The 14,908-nt window shown below is 45.0% G+C and carries 15 protein-coding genes; 7 read left to right on the forward strand and 8 right to left on the reverse strand.

Annotated elements, in window-relative coordinates:
• The first annotated feature begins 67 nt into the window (after positions 1-67).
• Positions 68-529 (forward strand): TetR/AcrR family transcriptional regulator, encoded by a 462-nt coding sequence (locus A136_RS02210; RefSeq protein ID WP_004731875.1) that lies wholly within the window; start codon positions 68-70, stop codon positions 527-529.
• Between the two features lie 395 nt (positions 530-924).
• On the opposite strand, the gene A136_RS02215 is transcribed toward A136_RS02210, so the two are convergent.
• From A136_RS02215 to A136_RS02240, 6 genes are all read right to left on the reverse strand, one after another.
• Positions 925-1,707, reverse strand: coding sequence for a heme ABC transporter ATP-binding protein (locus A136_RS02215; RefSeq protein ID WP_017064311.1), 783 nt, complete (start codon positions 1,705-1,707; stop codon positions 925-927).
• Positions 1,707-2,744, reverse strand: coding sequence for a FecCD family ABC transporter permease (locus tag A136_RS02220; protein WP_017064312.1), 1,038 nt, complete (start codon positions 2,742-2,744; stop codon positions 1,707-1,709). Before A136_RS02220 ends, A136_RS02215 begins: the two co-directional genes overlap by 1 nt.
• A 103-nt stretch (positions 2,745-2,847) precedes the next feature.
• A complete protein-coding gene (locus tag A136_RS02225) occupies positions 2,848-3,735 on the reverse strand; it encodes a heme/hemin ABC transporter substrate-binding protein (RefSeq protein ID WP_017064313.1) in 888 nt (295 codons plus the stop codon).
• Between the two features lie 165 nt (positions 3,736-3,900).
• The gene (locus tag A136_RS02230) at positions 3,901-4,314 is read right to left on the reverse strand and encodes an ExbD/TolR family protein (RefSeq protein WP_017064314.1); all 414 of its coding nucleotides are present in this window, start codon (positions 4,312-4,314) and stop codon (positions 3,901-3,903) included.
• A complete protein-coding gene (locus A136_RS02235; RefSeq protein ID WP_017064315.1) occupies positions 4,311-5,012 on the reverse strand; it encodes a MotA/TolQ/ExbB proton channel family protein in 702 nt (233 codons plus the stop codon). Before A136_RS02235 ends, A136_RS02230 begins: the two co-directional genes overlap by 4 nt.
• A gap of 2 nt (positions 5,013-5,014) precedes the next feature.
• The gene (locus tag A136_RS02240) at positions 5,015-5,806 is read right to left on the reverse strand and encodes an energy transducer TonB (RefSeq protein WP_017064316.1); all 792 of its coding nucleotides are present in this window, start codon (positions 5,804-5,806) and stop codon (positions 5,015-5,017) included.
• 161 nt (positions 5,807-5,967) lie between these two features.
• Between A136_RS02240 and hutW the strand changes: the two genes are divergently transcribed.
• The 4 genes from hutW (at position 5,968) to A136_RS02260 (ending at position 9,307) form a co-directional block, all read left to right on the forward strand.
• Positions 5,968-7,377 carry a heme anaerobic degradation radical SAM methyltransferase ChuW/HutW gene (gene hutW, locus A136_RS02245; protein WP_017064317.1) on the forward strand — a complete coding sequence of 470 codons (1,410 nt, stop codon included), beginning with the start codon at positions 5,968-5,970 and terminating at the stop codon, positions 7,375-7,377.
• Positions 7,378-7,425: 48 nt separating this feature from the next.
• A complete protein-coding gene (gene hutX / locus A136_RS02250; protein ID WP_016784265.1) occupies positions 7,426-7,947 on the forward strand; it encodes a heme utilization cystosolic carrier protein HutX in 522 nt (173 codons plus the stop codon).
• 155 nt (positions 7,948-8,102) lie between these two features.
• Entirely contained in the window at positions 8,103-8,633 is a 531-nt protein-coding gene (gene hutZ / locus A136_RS02255; protein WP_017064318.1) for a heme utilization protein HutZ, read from the forward strand.
• Between the two features lie 113 nt (positions 8,634-8,746).
• Complete coding sequence (locus tag A136_RS02260; RefSeq protein WP_017062752.1) at positions 8,747-9,307, forward strand: ATP:cob(I)alamin adenosyltransferase; 561 nt, start codon at positions 8,747-8,749, stop codon at positions 9,305-9,307.
• A 94-nt stretch (positions 9,308-9,401) separates the two neighbouring features.
• On the opposite strand, the gene A136_RS02265 is transcribed toward A136_RS02260, so the two are convergent.
• On the reverse strand, positions 9,402-10,316 hold the full coding sequence (locus A136_RS02265) for a chemotaxis protein (RefSeq protein WP_017062751.1): 915 nt from the start codon (positions 10,314-10,316) through the stop codon (positions 9,402-9,404).
• Positions 10,317-10,597: 281 nt separating this feature from the next.
• Between A136_RS02265 and ppiC the strand changes: the two genes are divergently transcribed.
• A complete protein-coding gene (gene ppiC, locus A136_RS02270) occupies positions 10,598-10,879 on the forward strand; it encodes a peptidylprolyl isomerase PpiC (protein WP_258185064.1) in 282 nt (93 codons plus the stop codon).
• A 283-nt stretch (positions 10,880-11,162) separates the two neighbouring features.
• Positions 11,163-12,569, forward strand: coding sequence for an alpha-amylase family glycosyl hydrolase (locus tag A136_RS02275; protein WP_017062749.1), 1,407 nt, complete (start codon positions 11,163-11,165; stop codon positions 12,567-12,569).
• A 128-nt stretch (positions 12,570-12,697) separates the two neighbouring features.
• On the opposite strand, the gene A136_RS02280 is transcribed toward A136_RS02275, so the two are convergent.
• Positions 12,698-14,569: a methyl-accepting chemotaxis protein gene (locus A136_RS02280; RefSeq protein WP_017062748.1), complete on the reverse strand. Its 1,872-nt coding sequence runs from the start codon at positions 14,567-14,569 to the stop codon at positions 12,698-12,700.
• Positions 14,570-14,908 lie beyond the last annotated feature (339 nt).

The following is a 14,908-nucleotide window of genomic DNA, read 5'->3' on the forward strand; positions in this document are numbered from 1 at the left end:
GATAACGATTTTCATTCTGACTTCATTTGATTGAGTTAGATGGATTTACAAAGAGAAGAGCCTGAATATGCCAAAGCGTAGTAAAGAAGATACAGAAATCACGATCCAGAAAATCATGGATGCCGTTGTAGACCAGCTACTAAGATTGGGTTACGACAAGATGTCATACACGACGTTGAGTCAACAAACGGGTGTTTCTCGTACAGGTATAAGTCATCACTTTCCAAAGAAAACGGATTTTACTGCTGCTCTAGACGGTCGTATTTTCAAGATGTTCATGGAACACATTGACTTCGAAAATGGCCTTGACGCATTTTCAGCTAGCTGGGTTGCAGCACTTGAAGACGCTGAGTTCCTAGCAATCTTACGTTTACTTTTCCATCATATCGTTACTGCTGAGAGCGCACATGAGTTCGCTGCAAACGGTATTGATCGTCTATACAAGCTGACTGAAACTCAGTTTGGCGATACTAGCGGTAAAGAACTAGAGTGGCTGATTGGTAAATCATTGATTCGTATGAGCCAATAATCAGCACTCAATAAAAGAAGCTCCTACGGGGGCTTTTTTTGTGCCTGCCGTTTCACTTCTTGTACGTTTTTCTCTCAATCCCACATCGATGTCGCAGTCTTGTTGATTGATGCTGAATGATGTTATTTCCTTTCTTTTTATATGCTTACGCTCGCGGCTTGTTTTTCTCTTCAGTGTTAAAAGCTAAGTAACCCTAACAAGTAGAGTTCATTTCTAGAGCCTCAAATGCTCAAGGTGAGTCGTTTTGGTGCTTGCTGTTGTGGTTGTTAATAAAATTGAGTTTAAGCCGAGAGAGTGGCTGTGAGCCAATAAAAAGCCCCGAACAAATCGAGGCTTAGGATTACGTCATTGTTATCAAGAACGAATACTCAAAACGAGTCGCTCCTTAATCGGACTTATTGTGCGGGGTGAACCTGAGGGAAGCTCATGGTTGGGTGTTTTTCTACGATACTTTTGTAACCATACACATCTTCTATCATCGAAGGTTTCAGTGCATCCCAAGGCTTGCCATCACACACCAAATTGCCATCTTTCAATACCACCAATCGATCGGAATACTGCGCGGCTAAGTTGAGATCATGCAAAACCACGATAACCGCGGCATTGTGGTTATCGGCTAATTCTCTCGCAATCTTTAAGGTGTTGTGCTGGTGGGCAAGATCCAGTGCAGAGGTTGGTTCATCAAGCATCAAAATACATTGGTCACCAGAGTGGTGAAGCTGAGTTAATACTCGAGCCAAGTGCACTCGCTGCTTTTCACCGCCTGATAGTGAAGGGTAAAGCCTTTCACTCAGGTGAGTCACATCAGCAACATCCATTTTTTGGCTAGCAATGCTAGTTAGTTTTTTGTTGGATTCTTGCAGAGGAATCCCACCAAGCTCGACAACTTCATGTGCCAAGAATGGGAAGGTCAAGGTGCTGTGTTGAGGAAGCATAGCAAGGTGCTTAGCTAACTTGTGAGAAGGCCACTTGTCTTTGCTGTGTCCAAAGTATTGAATATCGCCGTTGCTTGATATCTCTTGGCATAAAGCTTTAAGCAGCGTGCTTTTACCTGCGCCATTTGGCCCAAGCAGTGAAGTTACCTTTCCCGCTTCAATCTCAATAGAAACGCCATCTAATATCACTTTACTGCCGAACTTCACTTCGATATCGGTCGCTTTTAAAGCTGAAGGAAACATTAAAGGATTCTCCCTTTCTGTTGAAATAGTAGATATAAGAAGAATGGGGCACCGATAATCGCAGTGACAATACCTACAGGTAGCTCTGCCGGAGCAAGTACCACGCGTGAGAACATGTCTGCGGCGGTTAGCAGTAGTGCGCCTAGTACCGCTGATAGTGGCAACAGAACTCGGTGGTCCGGGCCTGCTAACATGCGACCTAAATGTGGGATAACCAATCCAATAAAACCAATCATGCCAGACAGGCTAACCGTGATACCAACGCCCGCAGCCGTCAGTAGAATCAGCTTTCGTTTCAGCTTTTGAACTGGGATACCAAGGTGTTGTGCTTCTGACTCGCCCAGTAATAGAGCATTTAGAGACATCGCTTGGCGGTAGAAAACAACAAACAATCCAACGAGCGTGACAGCAGCCAGCAAAATGCCTGACCACTTAGCGCCTGCCAATGAACCCATCGACCACAATGAAAGATCGCGCAGCATTTGGTCATCAGCAATGAAATTCAAGAAGCCAATACCTGCGCCAGAGAGCGCACTGATCGCCACACCCGCCAACAACATGATGGTGACAGAGGTGCCGAATTTACCTGTACCTAGCTTATACACCAGCAGCGTGGTTAAAGCGCCGCCAAGAAAAGCGAACACAGGAACCGCAGCAAAGTTCATGAAAGCAGGGTATTGAAGCGATAGCTCAGAGAACAAAACGATAGCCAGTGCAGCACCTAATGCTGCGCCCGCAGACACACCTATGATGCCAGGTTCTGCAAGTGGGTTTCGAAACAAACCCTGCATCACTGCACCACACAAGGCGAGGATCGCACCAATCAGCATGCACAAGATGGTTCTAGGTAAGCGGATCTCTTGAATCACTAAGTTGATGTGAGGTGCTAAGTCATTGTTTGGTTTAATTAAGCTTGTGGCGCTGTCCGCTAAGCTAATGTTCATTGGCCCAACAGTGATCGAGTACAGCGCGACAAAAGCTAGGGTTGCACCTAGAGCTAACATCGACGTTTTCAGTGGGACGGAGCGTAACAACATAAAGGGCCTCAATATCTATCGCTAACTTCGACCTCCTTCAACAACAGCGTGAGTCAGTTGGTGAGGGAAGCGAATTAGCGATAGCAGAAATAGGGTGGTTGAGTTATAGCGGGTAGATAAGTGCGTTTAGACGCTTTGCTTCAGAGAGGCTTTCTAGGCCAAGCCCGCCAACCAAAGCACTGCCATTTACGGTAATGATTTGCTTGTTCATACCTGCAGGCGTTGCCGCTAGCATAGGCAGTGATTTCAGGATGGCATCTGCGCCGCCCATTTTTTGATAACTACGGCCGCTTACTAAAATGACATCAGGTTGCATCTCAACGAGTGATTCCATTGAAAGTGGCTTGTAAGACGTTAAGCTCTGAGCGGCAGGGTTGATACCGCCAGCTAACTCGATGATTGCGTTTGGTGATGTTTCACCGCCAGCAACGTTGGCAGGGCGACCTTCATGCAGCAACAGGAATAGAACTTTCTTCGCTTCGTTGCTTGGTACTTGGTTCGCTTTCAGTGCTGCGATCTTTTGATTCACATCGGTTTTCACTTGCTGCGAGTGGTCTTCGGTATGGGTGATCTTTGCGATTTGGTCGATACGCTTTAATAGCCCTTCCACGTTTGCTTCAGTGTTAACAATCTCTACATCGACGCCTGCCGATTTCAATTGAGAAATCGCGTTGTCTGGTCCCATTTCATCCGAGCCAATCAATGTGGTTGGCTCTAGGGCGAGTAGACCTTCAGCAGACAGGTTTCGGTGATAACCAATCTTTGGCAGGTTTTCTGCTTGAGGAAAGTGGCTGGTCACATCAATCGCGACTAGCTGCTCTTCAGCTCCTAATGCCAAAACCAATTCAGTAACGGCACTACCGGCACTGATGATTCGAGGTTGTTCAGCGTCGTTGGCCATTGCGGGTGCGCTAAGTGCCAGGCTCATAGCGGCAACTGAAAGGAGATGTGTCTTGGTCTTTAATTTATTGAGCACGTTTAAGTTGTTCATAATAAGTTCTTTATATTTTCTTTTTGTATCGCGAAGATACTCAGTGAGCAGTCCGTTCGCATTGTGAGTTCGAATCGATAGAGAGGCTTAGTTCTGTCTATTTGGTCTTAGCTATCAGGAGCCAAATTTTATAAACGCTAGGCCTCATAAAAATTGAGTGTTGTTCTAGCCATCGTCCGTGAGCAGTTGAGTCGCTGGTATTCCGTTCTCTTGAAGGAATGAAAGCAACTTCACTAGGTTTTCAACATTGGCGGCTTTATCCGCGCCAATGATGATCGGTTTTTTATCCGTTGAGCCTGTCTCTTCTAACAAGGCAATCTTGAAGTTTTCCCAGTTGATATACTCTTGGCCGTTAATCGCCCAGTAGGGGGCATGGTCTAGGATGTTGACGCTAATCGAGTCTTTGTGGACTTCAGAAACGTTTTTAACATCCGAGCTTGGTAGCTCAACTTCTAGCGATTCCAGCTTTACCGATGCCGTAAGCAGTAGAAAAACCATCACGATAAAAATGATGTCGAGCAGCGGTGTTAAGTCTGGCGCTAGGCTCTGTGTGTGAGATGAGTGGGGCGTTTTAATCATGCTTGACTCACATCACCGATAGAGGTTTTGTTGATAGGCTTACCTTGAGTATCATCAGACTGATTGGTTTGAATCGACATGCCTTCTAGCCACACATTCACATAGTTCAATGTATGCTCCAATTGAGCCAGCACTCGATCGGCCCATAGCCCTAGTAGCTGAGCACCAGAAATAGCAGGAAGCGCAATCATCAAACCTGCTGCTGTGGTTCGCATTGCTAATCCAAGACCGTCTGCCAAATCATTAGGCGTGATGCTGCCTGTTGTCGCGGCAACGCCTTTAAACATCTCAATAAGACCAAGTACCGTACCAAGCAAGCCGATGAGTGGGCTGATCACGCCGATCAAACCAAGCAGTCTTAAACCTGCATGAAGCTGGTGGCGTTTTTCTTGTAGCCAGATCCCAGCGGCATCTTCACGTAACCCTTTTGAGAAAGAGTGGTGAGCAAGCAACATTGACACGCCCTTGTACAAGAGCGGGCGTTTACCTGAAATCGACTGAGCAAGCGCTTCAATCTCTTTGCTGTTGGTTGGTGAAATTTGGTTAAGCTCACGACGAATAGCACGTTTGCCCACACCAATGCTGAGCATGACTTGGAAGACACGTTCAGCGATGATCATTGCTGTTAATGCTGAGCAGATAAGAAGAGGCCAAGTCATTAAGCCAAGTTGATCTTGTAAGTAACTGATTTGTTGCATGATTAATCCAACCTAAAACGAACAGGTATTTGTACTCGGTGAGCAATCGCTCGACCATTGACAGTGTGAGGTGAGAATTTCCATTGTTTAATGGCATCTAATGCGGCGTTATCGAGCATTAGCGCGCCTGATGAATTTACTAATGCTTGTTTAATTTGTTTGCCTTCAGCGTCTAGCCAGATCTCATAAGTCGCGACACCTTCAACGCCACGACGTCTTGCTTGGCGAGGGTAATTCGGTGGGGTAGGACGCGCAGAGAACGAAGGCTTAGTGACTAAAACCGGCTCTTGGTTTGATACGCCTTGGTTTACTTCCTGAGGCTGGTTGGCAGATTCGTCCATATTCTTATCGACTTTCTTGTCGGCCAGTTTCTCTGGTTGAGTGGCTGGCTCTGGGCGTTCTTTCTTCACCACCTTTTTCTCAGTCACTGGTTTCTTTTGAACAGGCTTTTTCTCGACAACCTTCTTTTCAATCACTTTTTTCTCAACTTTCTTTGGTTGAGGTTTATTGGTGATCGCTTTTTTCTTTGGGGTTGGCTTAGTTTGCTTTGGCTCAACCGTTTTTGGTTCGGCTTGTGAGACGGTTTCTTTTATTGGCTCAGGTTTAACTGGCTCTGTGATTGTTTTTTGCTGAGCTTGTGAAGGAACGCTCTTAGGAGTGAAGTTGATCGATACCGTGTTCGATTGGCTACCTGCAGGCATCGCAAATACTTTGGATTCTTGAGCGACAAACAACAACGCGGCATGAATCACTAACGATGCACCGCCTGCAATAACATATCTAGGAACGTTCACAATCAATCCTTTACCAAATCAAAATTCTGTATCGGATTATTGCTTAGAATCTAAATAAGATCAATTATCAATTGCATTATCATTTGCGTGTATTTATGATTCTCTCAGTTTTTAGCGAATAGTCTTCCAGACTTTGCTATGTAAGTGTTTAGAGAGATTATGTGAGTCTTAATATTTATAAATTTGACGAATCAATCTTGGGCGTTTCTAGCCCTGATCCGCTTCGTTTTGCGTTTGCGAAAAAGCATTCTGCACACGCCGGAGGAAGTTCAATTCCGGTCGACCCCAGTAAGAAGTTAGAACTCTTTGACGAACTGATGCTGAGTGAAGGGAAAAAACAGGATACGCGTTGCTTGTATATCCACATTCCTTTCTGTCGTGTGCGTTGTACGTTCTGCAATTTCTTCCAAAATGCCGCAAGCCGTAAATTAGTGGATGAGTATTTCGATGCACTGATGGTCGAGCTAAAGCAGAAAGCCAAAACACCTTGGGCTCAGTCTGGACTATTTCACGCCGTCTATATTGGTGGCGGAACTCCCACCGATTTGTCGTCTCAACAAGTTGAGCAGCTGGGTAAAGCGATTCGTCAATATTTCCCACTAGCAAACGATGTTGAGATGACATTGGAAGGGCGCATCAATCGATTTGGTGACGAGATGTTTGATCGTGCGCTTGAAGGTGGCTTCAATCGTTTCTCGTTCGGTATTCAAAGTTTCAATACTCAGGTTCGACGTAGTGCTAAGCGCCTAGATGACCGAGAGGTTGTGCTAGAACGTATCAGTTCACTAAGCCGCACCGAGCAAGCGCCAATCGTTCTTGATCTGTTATACGGATTACCACACCAATCTATGGAAGTGTTCCAACAAGATTTAGAAGACTACATGTCTACTGGCGCACACGGCATTGACCTCTACCAACTGATTGTTGCGGGCAATGCACCTATGCTTAATCTTGTTGAGAAAGGAAAAATCCCACCGCCTGCGAATACGCCAGACAAGGCGAGCATGTATTTGGCGGGTGTGGAGTTCATGGCAAAAAATAAGGTTAAGCAACTGAGCGTAAACCACTGGACTCGTGATAACCGTGAACGCAGCATTTACAACAGCTTAGCGAAAACTTATGCCGAAGTTCTACCCATTGGTTGTGGCGCTGGTGGCAACATCGGCGGTCATGGTGTGATGCAGCATCGAACTTTAGACAGCTACATGGAGTCTATAAAGCAAGGTCAATTACCTATTGCCATGATGACTAAGCAAAGCTCATTAGAGCCTATCTTCTCAACATTAAAGGCAGGTTTCGATTCTGGTGTTGTTAGAAGAAGTACGCTACCGAGATTTATGGGGCAAGATACGTTCGACTACCTAAAACCTTTGTTCGCACATTGGGAAAATAACGGTTTAGTTGAGCTTTCGGAAGATTATCTGAGCCTGACTATTGCTGGCAGCTTTTGGGCGGTAAGCCTAGCGCAGAGTGTGATTCAAGTGCTTAACGCTGAATACCAAGCTATGCACCCAGCGCCTAAAGCGTCAGGTTCGGGCGTACACCCGCATGCAAGTTTGAAGCACGCTTAATATCGAATTTTTAGTTTATAACTTACTCGTTTATACGGAACATATTCAATGACAGATACAACATTAGAAATGACAGAAACTCTAGAACAACGCGTAGCTCTAATTTTAGAAGAAGAGCCAAAACTACTGCCAACAGCAATTGCTGAGAAGCTAGGTGTTTCAGAGGTTGAAGTGGTTGCTGCTTTTCCAAACGACATGGCGGTAATGCTAGATGGCAGCCGTGCTCAAGAGATTCTAGAAGGTTTAGTGGGTTGGGGCCCTGTGACCACTATCGTGCATTCATTTGGTTCTATCTTTGAAGTAAAAGCGCCATTCCCGAAAGGTAAGGTAGCGCGTGGTTACTACAACCTAATGGGCAAAGAGGGCGAGCTTCATGGTCACCTTAAACTTGATAACGTTAAACATATCGGTTTGGTGAGCAAGGCGTTCATGGGTCGTGAAAGTCATTACTTCGGCTTCTTCAGTGAAACCGGTGAGAACATTTTTAAGATTTACCTAGGCCGCAACGAAAAGCGTGAGCTTATTGCCGACCAAGTAGAACGCTTCAAAGCGCTAAAAGAACAAGCTTAAGTTCAATTTACAGTAAATAATCAGCAGCAATCTTACATAGGGTTGCCAACTGGCTTAAACAAGACATCAATGCTCGAGGATCGTTTAGTTCGCTAATGATCGCTCAACCTTGGGCAAAAATAATAAATCAGAGAAAGTGAAGAAAGGAATTACCCATGGAACAGCAAGTAAAACAAGAACGTCTACAAGGTCGCCTAGGTCCAGAAATTAAAGAGTTTCGCCAAGAGCGCCGTACCCTTCAACTTGCAACGGTTGATGAAGAAGGTCGCCCGAACGTAAGTTACGCACCTTTCGTTCAGAACCAAGAAGGTTACTTTGTTCTAATTTCTGATATTGCTCGTCATGCTCGCAACTTGAAAGCGAACCCTCAGGTCTCTTTGATGATGATTGAAGACGAAGAGAGCTCGAAGCAACTTTACGCACGTAAACGTTTAACGTTTGATGCTCAAGCAAGTGTTGTGGAGCGTGAAACGGAACTTTGGACTCAAGTGATTGGCCAGATGCAAGAGCGTTTTGGTGAAATCATTGATGGTTTGAGCCAACTTCAAGACTTCTCTCTGTTTAACCTTAAAGCTGAGAACGGCCTGTTCGTTAAAGGCTTTGGTCAGGCATACCAAGTGTCAGGCGACGATCTGGTGGATTTCGTTCACCTACAAGAAGGTCACAGAAAAGTATCTAACGAGTAATCTCGTTTAATCGATTTCTTTAGGAGCCCTCCAATGTGAGGGCTTTTTTATGTCTAAATCAAAGAGTTTGGTATATTGGCGTTTGATGACTATTTATATGTAAGGATCGGTACGTGAAACCAGTAAGTCGAGATTGGGACGAGTTCTGTTACCCGTTTATTTATGAAGACAGTCCTATCTGTGATTTTGAGATTTTGTCGGATGAACTTTGTTGCCGAGTTGGATTGGTGTTGTCTTTAGAGCTAGAGCCTCAGGTTCGTGAGATCCTGCAACGCTTGCAGCCAAACATCTACCATTTGAATGGCTCTGTGCGCGGTAAGCTTGCCATCACCGAGTCTGAATTGGTCGAGCTCAAGCAAGATTATCATCGTATCCGTGAGCAGTTAGAAGGGGGGGTTAAAGGCTTTGTCTTACCCGGTGGACACCGAGTGTCTAGTGAACTTCACTTGTGTCGTTGTCAGGCTAAGAAAGTTGTGCGAGCTTTGGTGAGTATTGAACATCATGAAAGCAAAAAGTCGCCAGACCCGATTCTTTTTAAATACGCCAACCTAGTCGCGAACACTCTCTATGCATTGGCCTCTTTTACCAATCATGTGAATGAAGTCGAGGAAGTGGAATTTGTGAGTAAGAGCTACTCTATGCCGAAAAAGTCTATGCCAGAAAACAAAGACTAACGGTTAGCTCTATTCTTATTAAGATTTGAAGAAAGAAGAGACTAAGAAGCTAAACCATTGAGCACTATGTCAGGTTTAGCTTCTATAACAGAGCCTAAGCAGCCGTAGAGGCGCCGTTTAAGACTTTTGCGCCGCGTAGCATAGCTTCGATTAATTCACCCGCGTTGAACTTCTCAAGCGCTTCATGCGCCCCCACCTGATTAGCACGGTCGACACAGATCTCACTGGACAGTGAGGTATGCAAAATACAGTAAGCGTGACTTAAAGCGCTGTCGTTTTGCACTTCAAATGCAAGCTCATAACCATCTAATCCCGGCATCTCGATATCACTCACCAGAAGATCAATGGCATTGCCAGCGCTGGCTTGGCGTCGCATTAGGTCGATGGCATCTAAGCCGTTGTTACATATGCTGTAAGGGATGTTGATGCTGTCTAAGGCATCAGATAACTGTTTACGTGCAATCAAAGAGTCATCCACTAATAAGATGTTCAATGCTTTGAGGCGTTCCCTTTCTACATCGGTCAGCATCGGGATATGAGCATTCTCATAAGCTGGGTAGATCTTAGAAAGCAGCAGTTCCACATCGAGCATTTGCACAATACGGTCTTCAAAACGTGTAATACCCGTTACAAACACATTGCGACCCACACTGGTGGGTGGAGATTCAATGCTCTTCCAGTCGCATTCAATGATTTTATCAATTGAACGAACCAAGAACGCCACAACTGTTCTCAAACAGTCAGTAACGATGAGTACACAATCTTGGTATTCAGCGGGTGTTATCGGACGGAAGCCAATCGCAGCGGACATATCAATCACAGGAACTGTAAGGTCGCGGATAGTCACTGTACCAATCACGTGATGATGGGAGTAGGGGATCTGAGTCATCGGCTGAAAAGGGACGATTTCTCTGACCTTAAGCGTGCCAATCGCAAAACTTTGAGTGAGGGACAATTTGAACATCAACATTCCCTGTGACTGACTCGCTTTACTGATCGGTTTGGCCATAAGTGGCTCCTACTTAATACGCGCTTAATTTATAAGGATTAATTTAAAGGGAAATGGAAGCCGCAGCAAGTCGCGATGCGGTTTTTAATGGCCTTTAAGGCAGTTGTTTTCGGTTATAGAGTGAAGAATAGCGGTTCTTGGGTTAAAATCACGCTAAACGCTGGCTGTCGATGAATTTATGTCGATAAGCCGTTAGCGGCAAACAGATTTACAACAGTCAGTTCATTCGCGATGTTCTAAGTAATCGTCGTAAGTAAACTGGCAGCAACAAACTGAGAATTATCATGGCAAGAACAGCAGCAGCGCTTCATATTTTGGTGAAGCATAAAGAACTAGCAGAAGACATCATGACGCAGCTTAAAAAGGGCGCTAAATTTCAAACGCTAGCGAAGAAACATTCAACCTGTCCATCTGGTAAGAAGGGCGGCGACCTAGGTGAGTTCAAAAAAGGTCAAATGGTGCCTCAGTTTGATAAGGTTTGTTTCTCTGGCGAGACGCTTGTACCACACCTTGTGAAAACAAAATTCGGTTGGCATGTGGTGAAGGTTCTTTACAGAACTTAGTCATAAATATGTGTTAGATTGAATAAAAGGAGCGTATATACGCTCCTTTTTTGTGACTTTTGTGCGCGTTTTAAAGCACTACGGTTGAGTGTTCATCCCAGACGTTATGCGATAATTGGTGCTACGCCCTCAACCATCCACCGTGAGTAATTGGTAGGAGGAGGAGGGTTTTTAATGAGTAACTCATATAATAAATGCCATTCTTGAGGAAATTTATTGCAGCTTTGCCTTTTAGCCTTTGCCTTTTCTAAAAAGCTGTAAACGAGTTTGGTAGGAGAACAACATGGAGAGTTCAGCTATGTTAAGCAAACCAGCGACAGATGTCATATTGCATGCCTTTGACTGGTGCTACGCTGACGTAATGAAGAACGCCCCACTGATCCAAGAGTTGGGTTATAAATCTGTTTTAGTATCACCGGCGATGAAATCGCTGCGCGGCCCTAAAGGTTGCGATCGAAATTCTGGTACTCAATGGTGGCAACGCTATCAGCCCCAAGACTATCGTGTGATCGATAATCAGTTGGGTGACACACAAGATTTTAAAGCGATGGTCGACACGTTAAAGCGACATGGGCTTCGTACTTATGTGGATGTGGTGTTTAACCACATGGCCAACGAATCGGGTATCCGCGGTGATCTAACGTATCCCAATCAGCAAGACATGGCGTCTTATCAAAAAGATGCTGACTATTATGAATCCATACGTTTGTTTGGTGACCTTTCTGAGCCTCTTTTTGATGAGAACGACTTCGTGGAAGCGTTTGGTATCAAGAACTGGAAAGACACGTGGGAAGTGCAAAACGGGCGTATTACCGGTGGCGCCAGCGATCCTGGCCTGCCAACGCTACTCGATAACGATAATGTGGTGGCACAACAAAGAGCCTACCTAAAAGCACTGAAAGAGATTGGTGTGAAAGGATTTCGCATTGATGCGGCAAAGCATATGACACTGGCACACCTACGCAAGGTGTGGACGGATGACATCTGCGAAGAAATGCACATCTTCGGTGAGATCATTACCGATGGCGGCGCGACAGAAGAAGAGTATGAGCTGTTCCTTGAGCCTTATCTTAAACACACTCGCTTAGGCGCTTACGATTTCCCGTTGTTCAACACCATCTTCAAAGCATTTGAAGAGCAGGGCAGCTTTAAGTCTTTGATTAACCCATACTGTTTTGGTCAGGCTCTGTCGAATATGCGAGCGATCACGTTTGCAGTCACTCATGATATTCCCAATAACGAGGTGTTTTTGGAGCATGTGATGGATGAAGTGGATGAGCGATTGGCTCATGCTTTCATTCTTGGTCGAGACGGCGGTGTGCCGCTTGTTTACAGTGAACTGAGCACCAGCGGTATTCTGGACAAGAGCGGTCAGCCTCGTTGGCTTAACGACTGGCAAGCGCCTTACATGAAAAGCATGATTCAATTCCATAACCATGTTCATGGCGAAGCGATGCGTGTGGTTGAAGCGAATGATGATTTGTTGGTGTTTGTCCGTGGCGATAAAGGCATTGTGGTGATCAACAAGTCGAAGCGAAGCAAAACAGCCTCATTAAATTGGACTGGTGCGGTAACCGATTTACTGTCGGATGATGTGTTTGAATGTGTTGGTAAGGATTTAACCATCAAGGTGGAATCGAACCAATGCATGATGTTAACGACGAATGAATTGAAGCCTGTCACGAGTTAACTTGGATAGACTAGAAAGAGAAGCCCCGCTTACTGGCAATCAGTAATCGGGGCTTTTTATTTTAAGCTATTGCTCGGTAACTAAACCAAATGGCGACTCAGCCAAACGGCAACTGAGCCAAACCTTGGTTAAACCGTAAACTTATTCAATAGCTCGTCTTGTTGGCGAACATTGTCAGTTTGCTGCTGCATTGCGGTATTCGCTTCTTGGGCCGCTGTTGATACTTGTGTTGAAAGGTCTTTGATCTTAACAGTGTTGTTATTGATCTCTTCCGCTACTAAGCTCTGCTCTTCTGCCGCTGAAGCAATCTGGATGTTCATATCTGAGATGCGTTGAATCGCGTCACGGATACGGTCAAGTGAAGAGTTCGCTTGCTGAGCGCGTTCAACGGCGTCAGTGGCTGTGTCTTTACTTTGGTTCATCGCGTTCGATACTGAGCTTGCACCCGCTTGGAGCTGCTCGATCATGTTGCGGATTTCCGTAGTTGATTCTTGAGTACGTTGTGCCAGAGTACGAACTTCATCGGCAACGACTGCGAAACCACGGCCTGATTCACCAGCACGCGCCGCTTCAATAGCCGCATTCAATGCCAGTAGGTTGGTTTGGTCTGCAATATCGTTGATTACTTTTAGAATTGTTTCGATGTTGGCTGTTGCTGATTCAAGTACTTGTACTTCGGCAACCGCTTGGTCGATACGTGCTGAAAGGTTATCAATCGCTTGAGTGGTGTCACTTACGACAGATGTGCCGTCTAGCGTTGCTTCGTCTGCTTCACGGGCTGCCGCTGCTGCGCCTTGAGCATTGTTTGCAACTTCAGTTGCAGTAACCGCCATCTCGTTCATTGCAGTCGCTAACTGTTCAAGCTCTTCCAGTTGGGTATTCATCGCTTTCGCTGATTCGCCTGCACCTTTAACCGTGATTTCAGTACCACGCTTAATTTCAACACCAATCGCTTTCGATTGAATGATCTGATTTTGCAGGTTTTCAGTAAAGGTGTTGAAACCTTTCGCTAGGTCAGAGAACTCTTGGTCTGTGTTGGTATCTAGGCGCTTAGTTAAATCACCTTGACCGCTCGCCACATCTTGAATGGCTTGGTTAAGCGCATCCAGTGGACGCATTAACACACGAATCAGAACAGTCAGTGCAATGATGCTGAGAATAACTGCAATCAACGAGTAGATCATTGAGCTGTTCTTCAATTCTTCAACGGTTTGGAACGCGATCTCTTCATCGAGGATTGCACCTATATACCAATCTTCACTAGGGATGTGGGTGAAATTAACTAGGAACATTTTGCCGTCGACTTCAATTTCTTGAGAGCCTTCACGAATAGTCGCTTGTGGCATGTAGCTTGATAGCGTTTCACCGTTGTTTTTCGCATTTGGGTGAGCAATCGTGGTGCCGTCGGCTGTTACTAGGAACAGGTAACCCGCATCAAACAAGTTCACTTGGTTGACCAAGGTAGCAAGGTTCGTCAATTCTAGGTCGTAGAACATACCCGCAGTAAAGCGGCCGTTGTCTTTAACTGGAGTACCTACTGATATGATGACTTTCTTACTTGATGCATCCACATAAGGAGCGGTAACAACTAAACTGTTTTTGGATTTAGCATCAATGTACCAAGGACGAATTCGTGGGTCGTAGTCTGGACCGGCATCCCAACCATCATCATTTTCAATAACGAAACCGTTTGCTTCATAACCAAAACCAACCGCTAGGAAGCTGTTTTTAAGCTTTGGCTTTTCTAAGATTTCTTTAACGTAAGCGCGATCTTCAGGGTTGATCTCGATGACTTCAGTCGTCGATTGAGCCAACGCTTTCTTGGCGTTCATCTCCGATACGACGGTATTTTTCACGCCCGAGACCATCTCTTTCAGGCTCGCATTGACGTGGTTTTCTACTGCACTTCTTACAGTGTAAAGTTGTTGTATTGAAAGCAATGATACTGTCACTAGCAGCAAGGCTGATGATGCAGCAACCACCTTATGGCTAAATTTCATTGAGTTTTCCCCTTCTCACAGGCTTTGCGAAGACTAAAGTTAATCGTGTTTTTGTAATTATATATATCGACTAGATTGAATTTTACTTGAATGTAATTTCACAAAATAGACTACAAAAATACAACAACCTAAACAATGCAAAATTCACTAAAGCGCATATTTGTTGCTTTTAGTATTTGGTTCAATGAGTTGGGGAATGGGGCTAGACGGAGTTTAAGGAGGAATTAAGAATGTATTAATTTGATAGTTATGCGTTCAGTTTTCTATTAAAAAGAGGCGGGGTGAACAAACGATATGAAATCAAATGACATGCAGAGCTTATAAATTAATTGAACTCCA

This window comes from Vibrio crassostreae 9ZC13 (assembly GCF_000272045.2).
Lineage (GTDB): Bacteria > Pseudomonadota > Gammaproteobacteria > Enterobacterales > Vibrionaceae > Vibrio > Vibrio crassostreae_C.

Bases quoted from the DNA above. Each gene is read 5' to 3' on its own strand.
- A136_RS02210 (WP_004731875.1), top strand. From the start codon at position 68: ATGCCAAAGCGTAGTAAAGAAGATACAGAAATCACGATCCAGAAAATC.
- A136_RS02215 (WP_017064311.1), bottom strand. From the start codon at position 1,707: ATGTTTCCTTCAGCTTTAAAAGCGACCGATATCGAAGTGAAGTTCGGC.
- A136_RS02220 (WP_017064312.1), bottom strand. From the start codon at position 2,744: ATGTTGTTACGCTCCGTCCCACTGAAAACGTCGATGTTAGCTCTAGGT.
- A136_RS02225 (WP_017064313.1), bottom strand. From the start codon at position 3,735: ATGAACAACTTAAACGTGCTCAATAAATTAAAGACCAAGACACATCTC.
- A136_RS02230 (WP_017064314.1), bottom strand. From the start codon at position 4,314: ATGATTAAAACGCCCCACTCATCTCACACACAGAGCCTAGCGCCAGAC.
- A136_RS02235 (WP_017064315.1), bottom strand. From the start codon at position 5,012: ATGCAACAAATCAGTTACTTACAAGATCAACTTGGCTTAATGACTTGG.
- hutX (WP_016784265.1), top strand. From the start codon at position 7,426: ATGACAGATACAACATTAGAAATGACAGAAACTCTAGAACAACGCGTA.
- hutZ (WP_017064318.1), top strand. From the start codon at position 8,103: ATGGAACAGCAAGTAAAACAAGAACGTCTACAAGGTCGCCTAGGTCCA.
- A136_RS02265 (WP_017062751.1), bottom strand. From the start codon at position 10,316: ATGGCCAAACCGATCAGTAAAGCGAGTCAGTCACAGGGAATGTTGATG.
- A136_RS02275 (WP_017062749.1), top strand. From the start codon at position 11,163: ATGGAGAGTTCAGCTATGTTAAGCAAACCAGCGACAGATGTCATATTG.
- A136_RS02280 (WP_017062748.1), bottom strand. From the start codon at position 14,569: ATGAAATTTAGCCATAAGGTGGTTGCTGCATCATCAGCCTTGCTGCTA.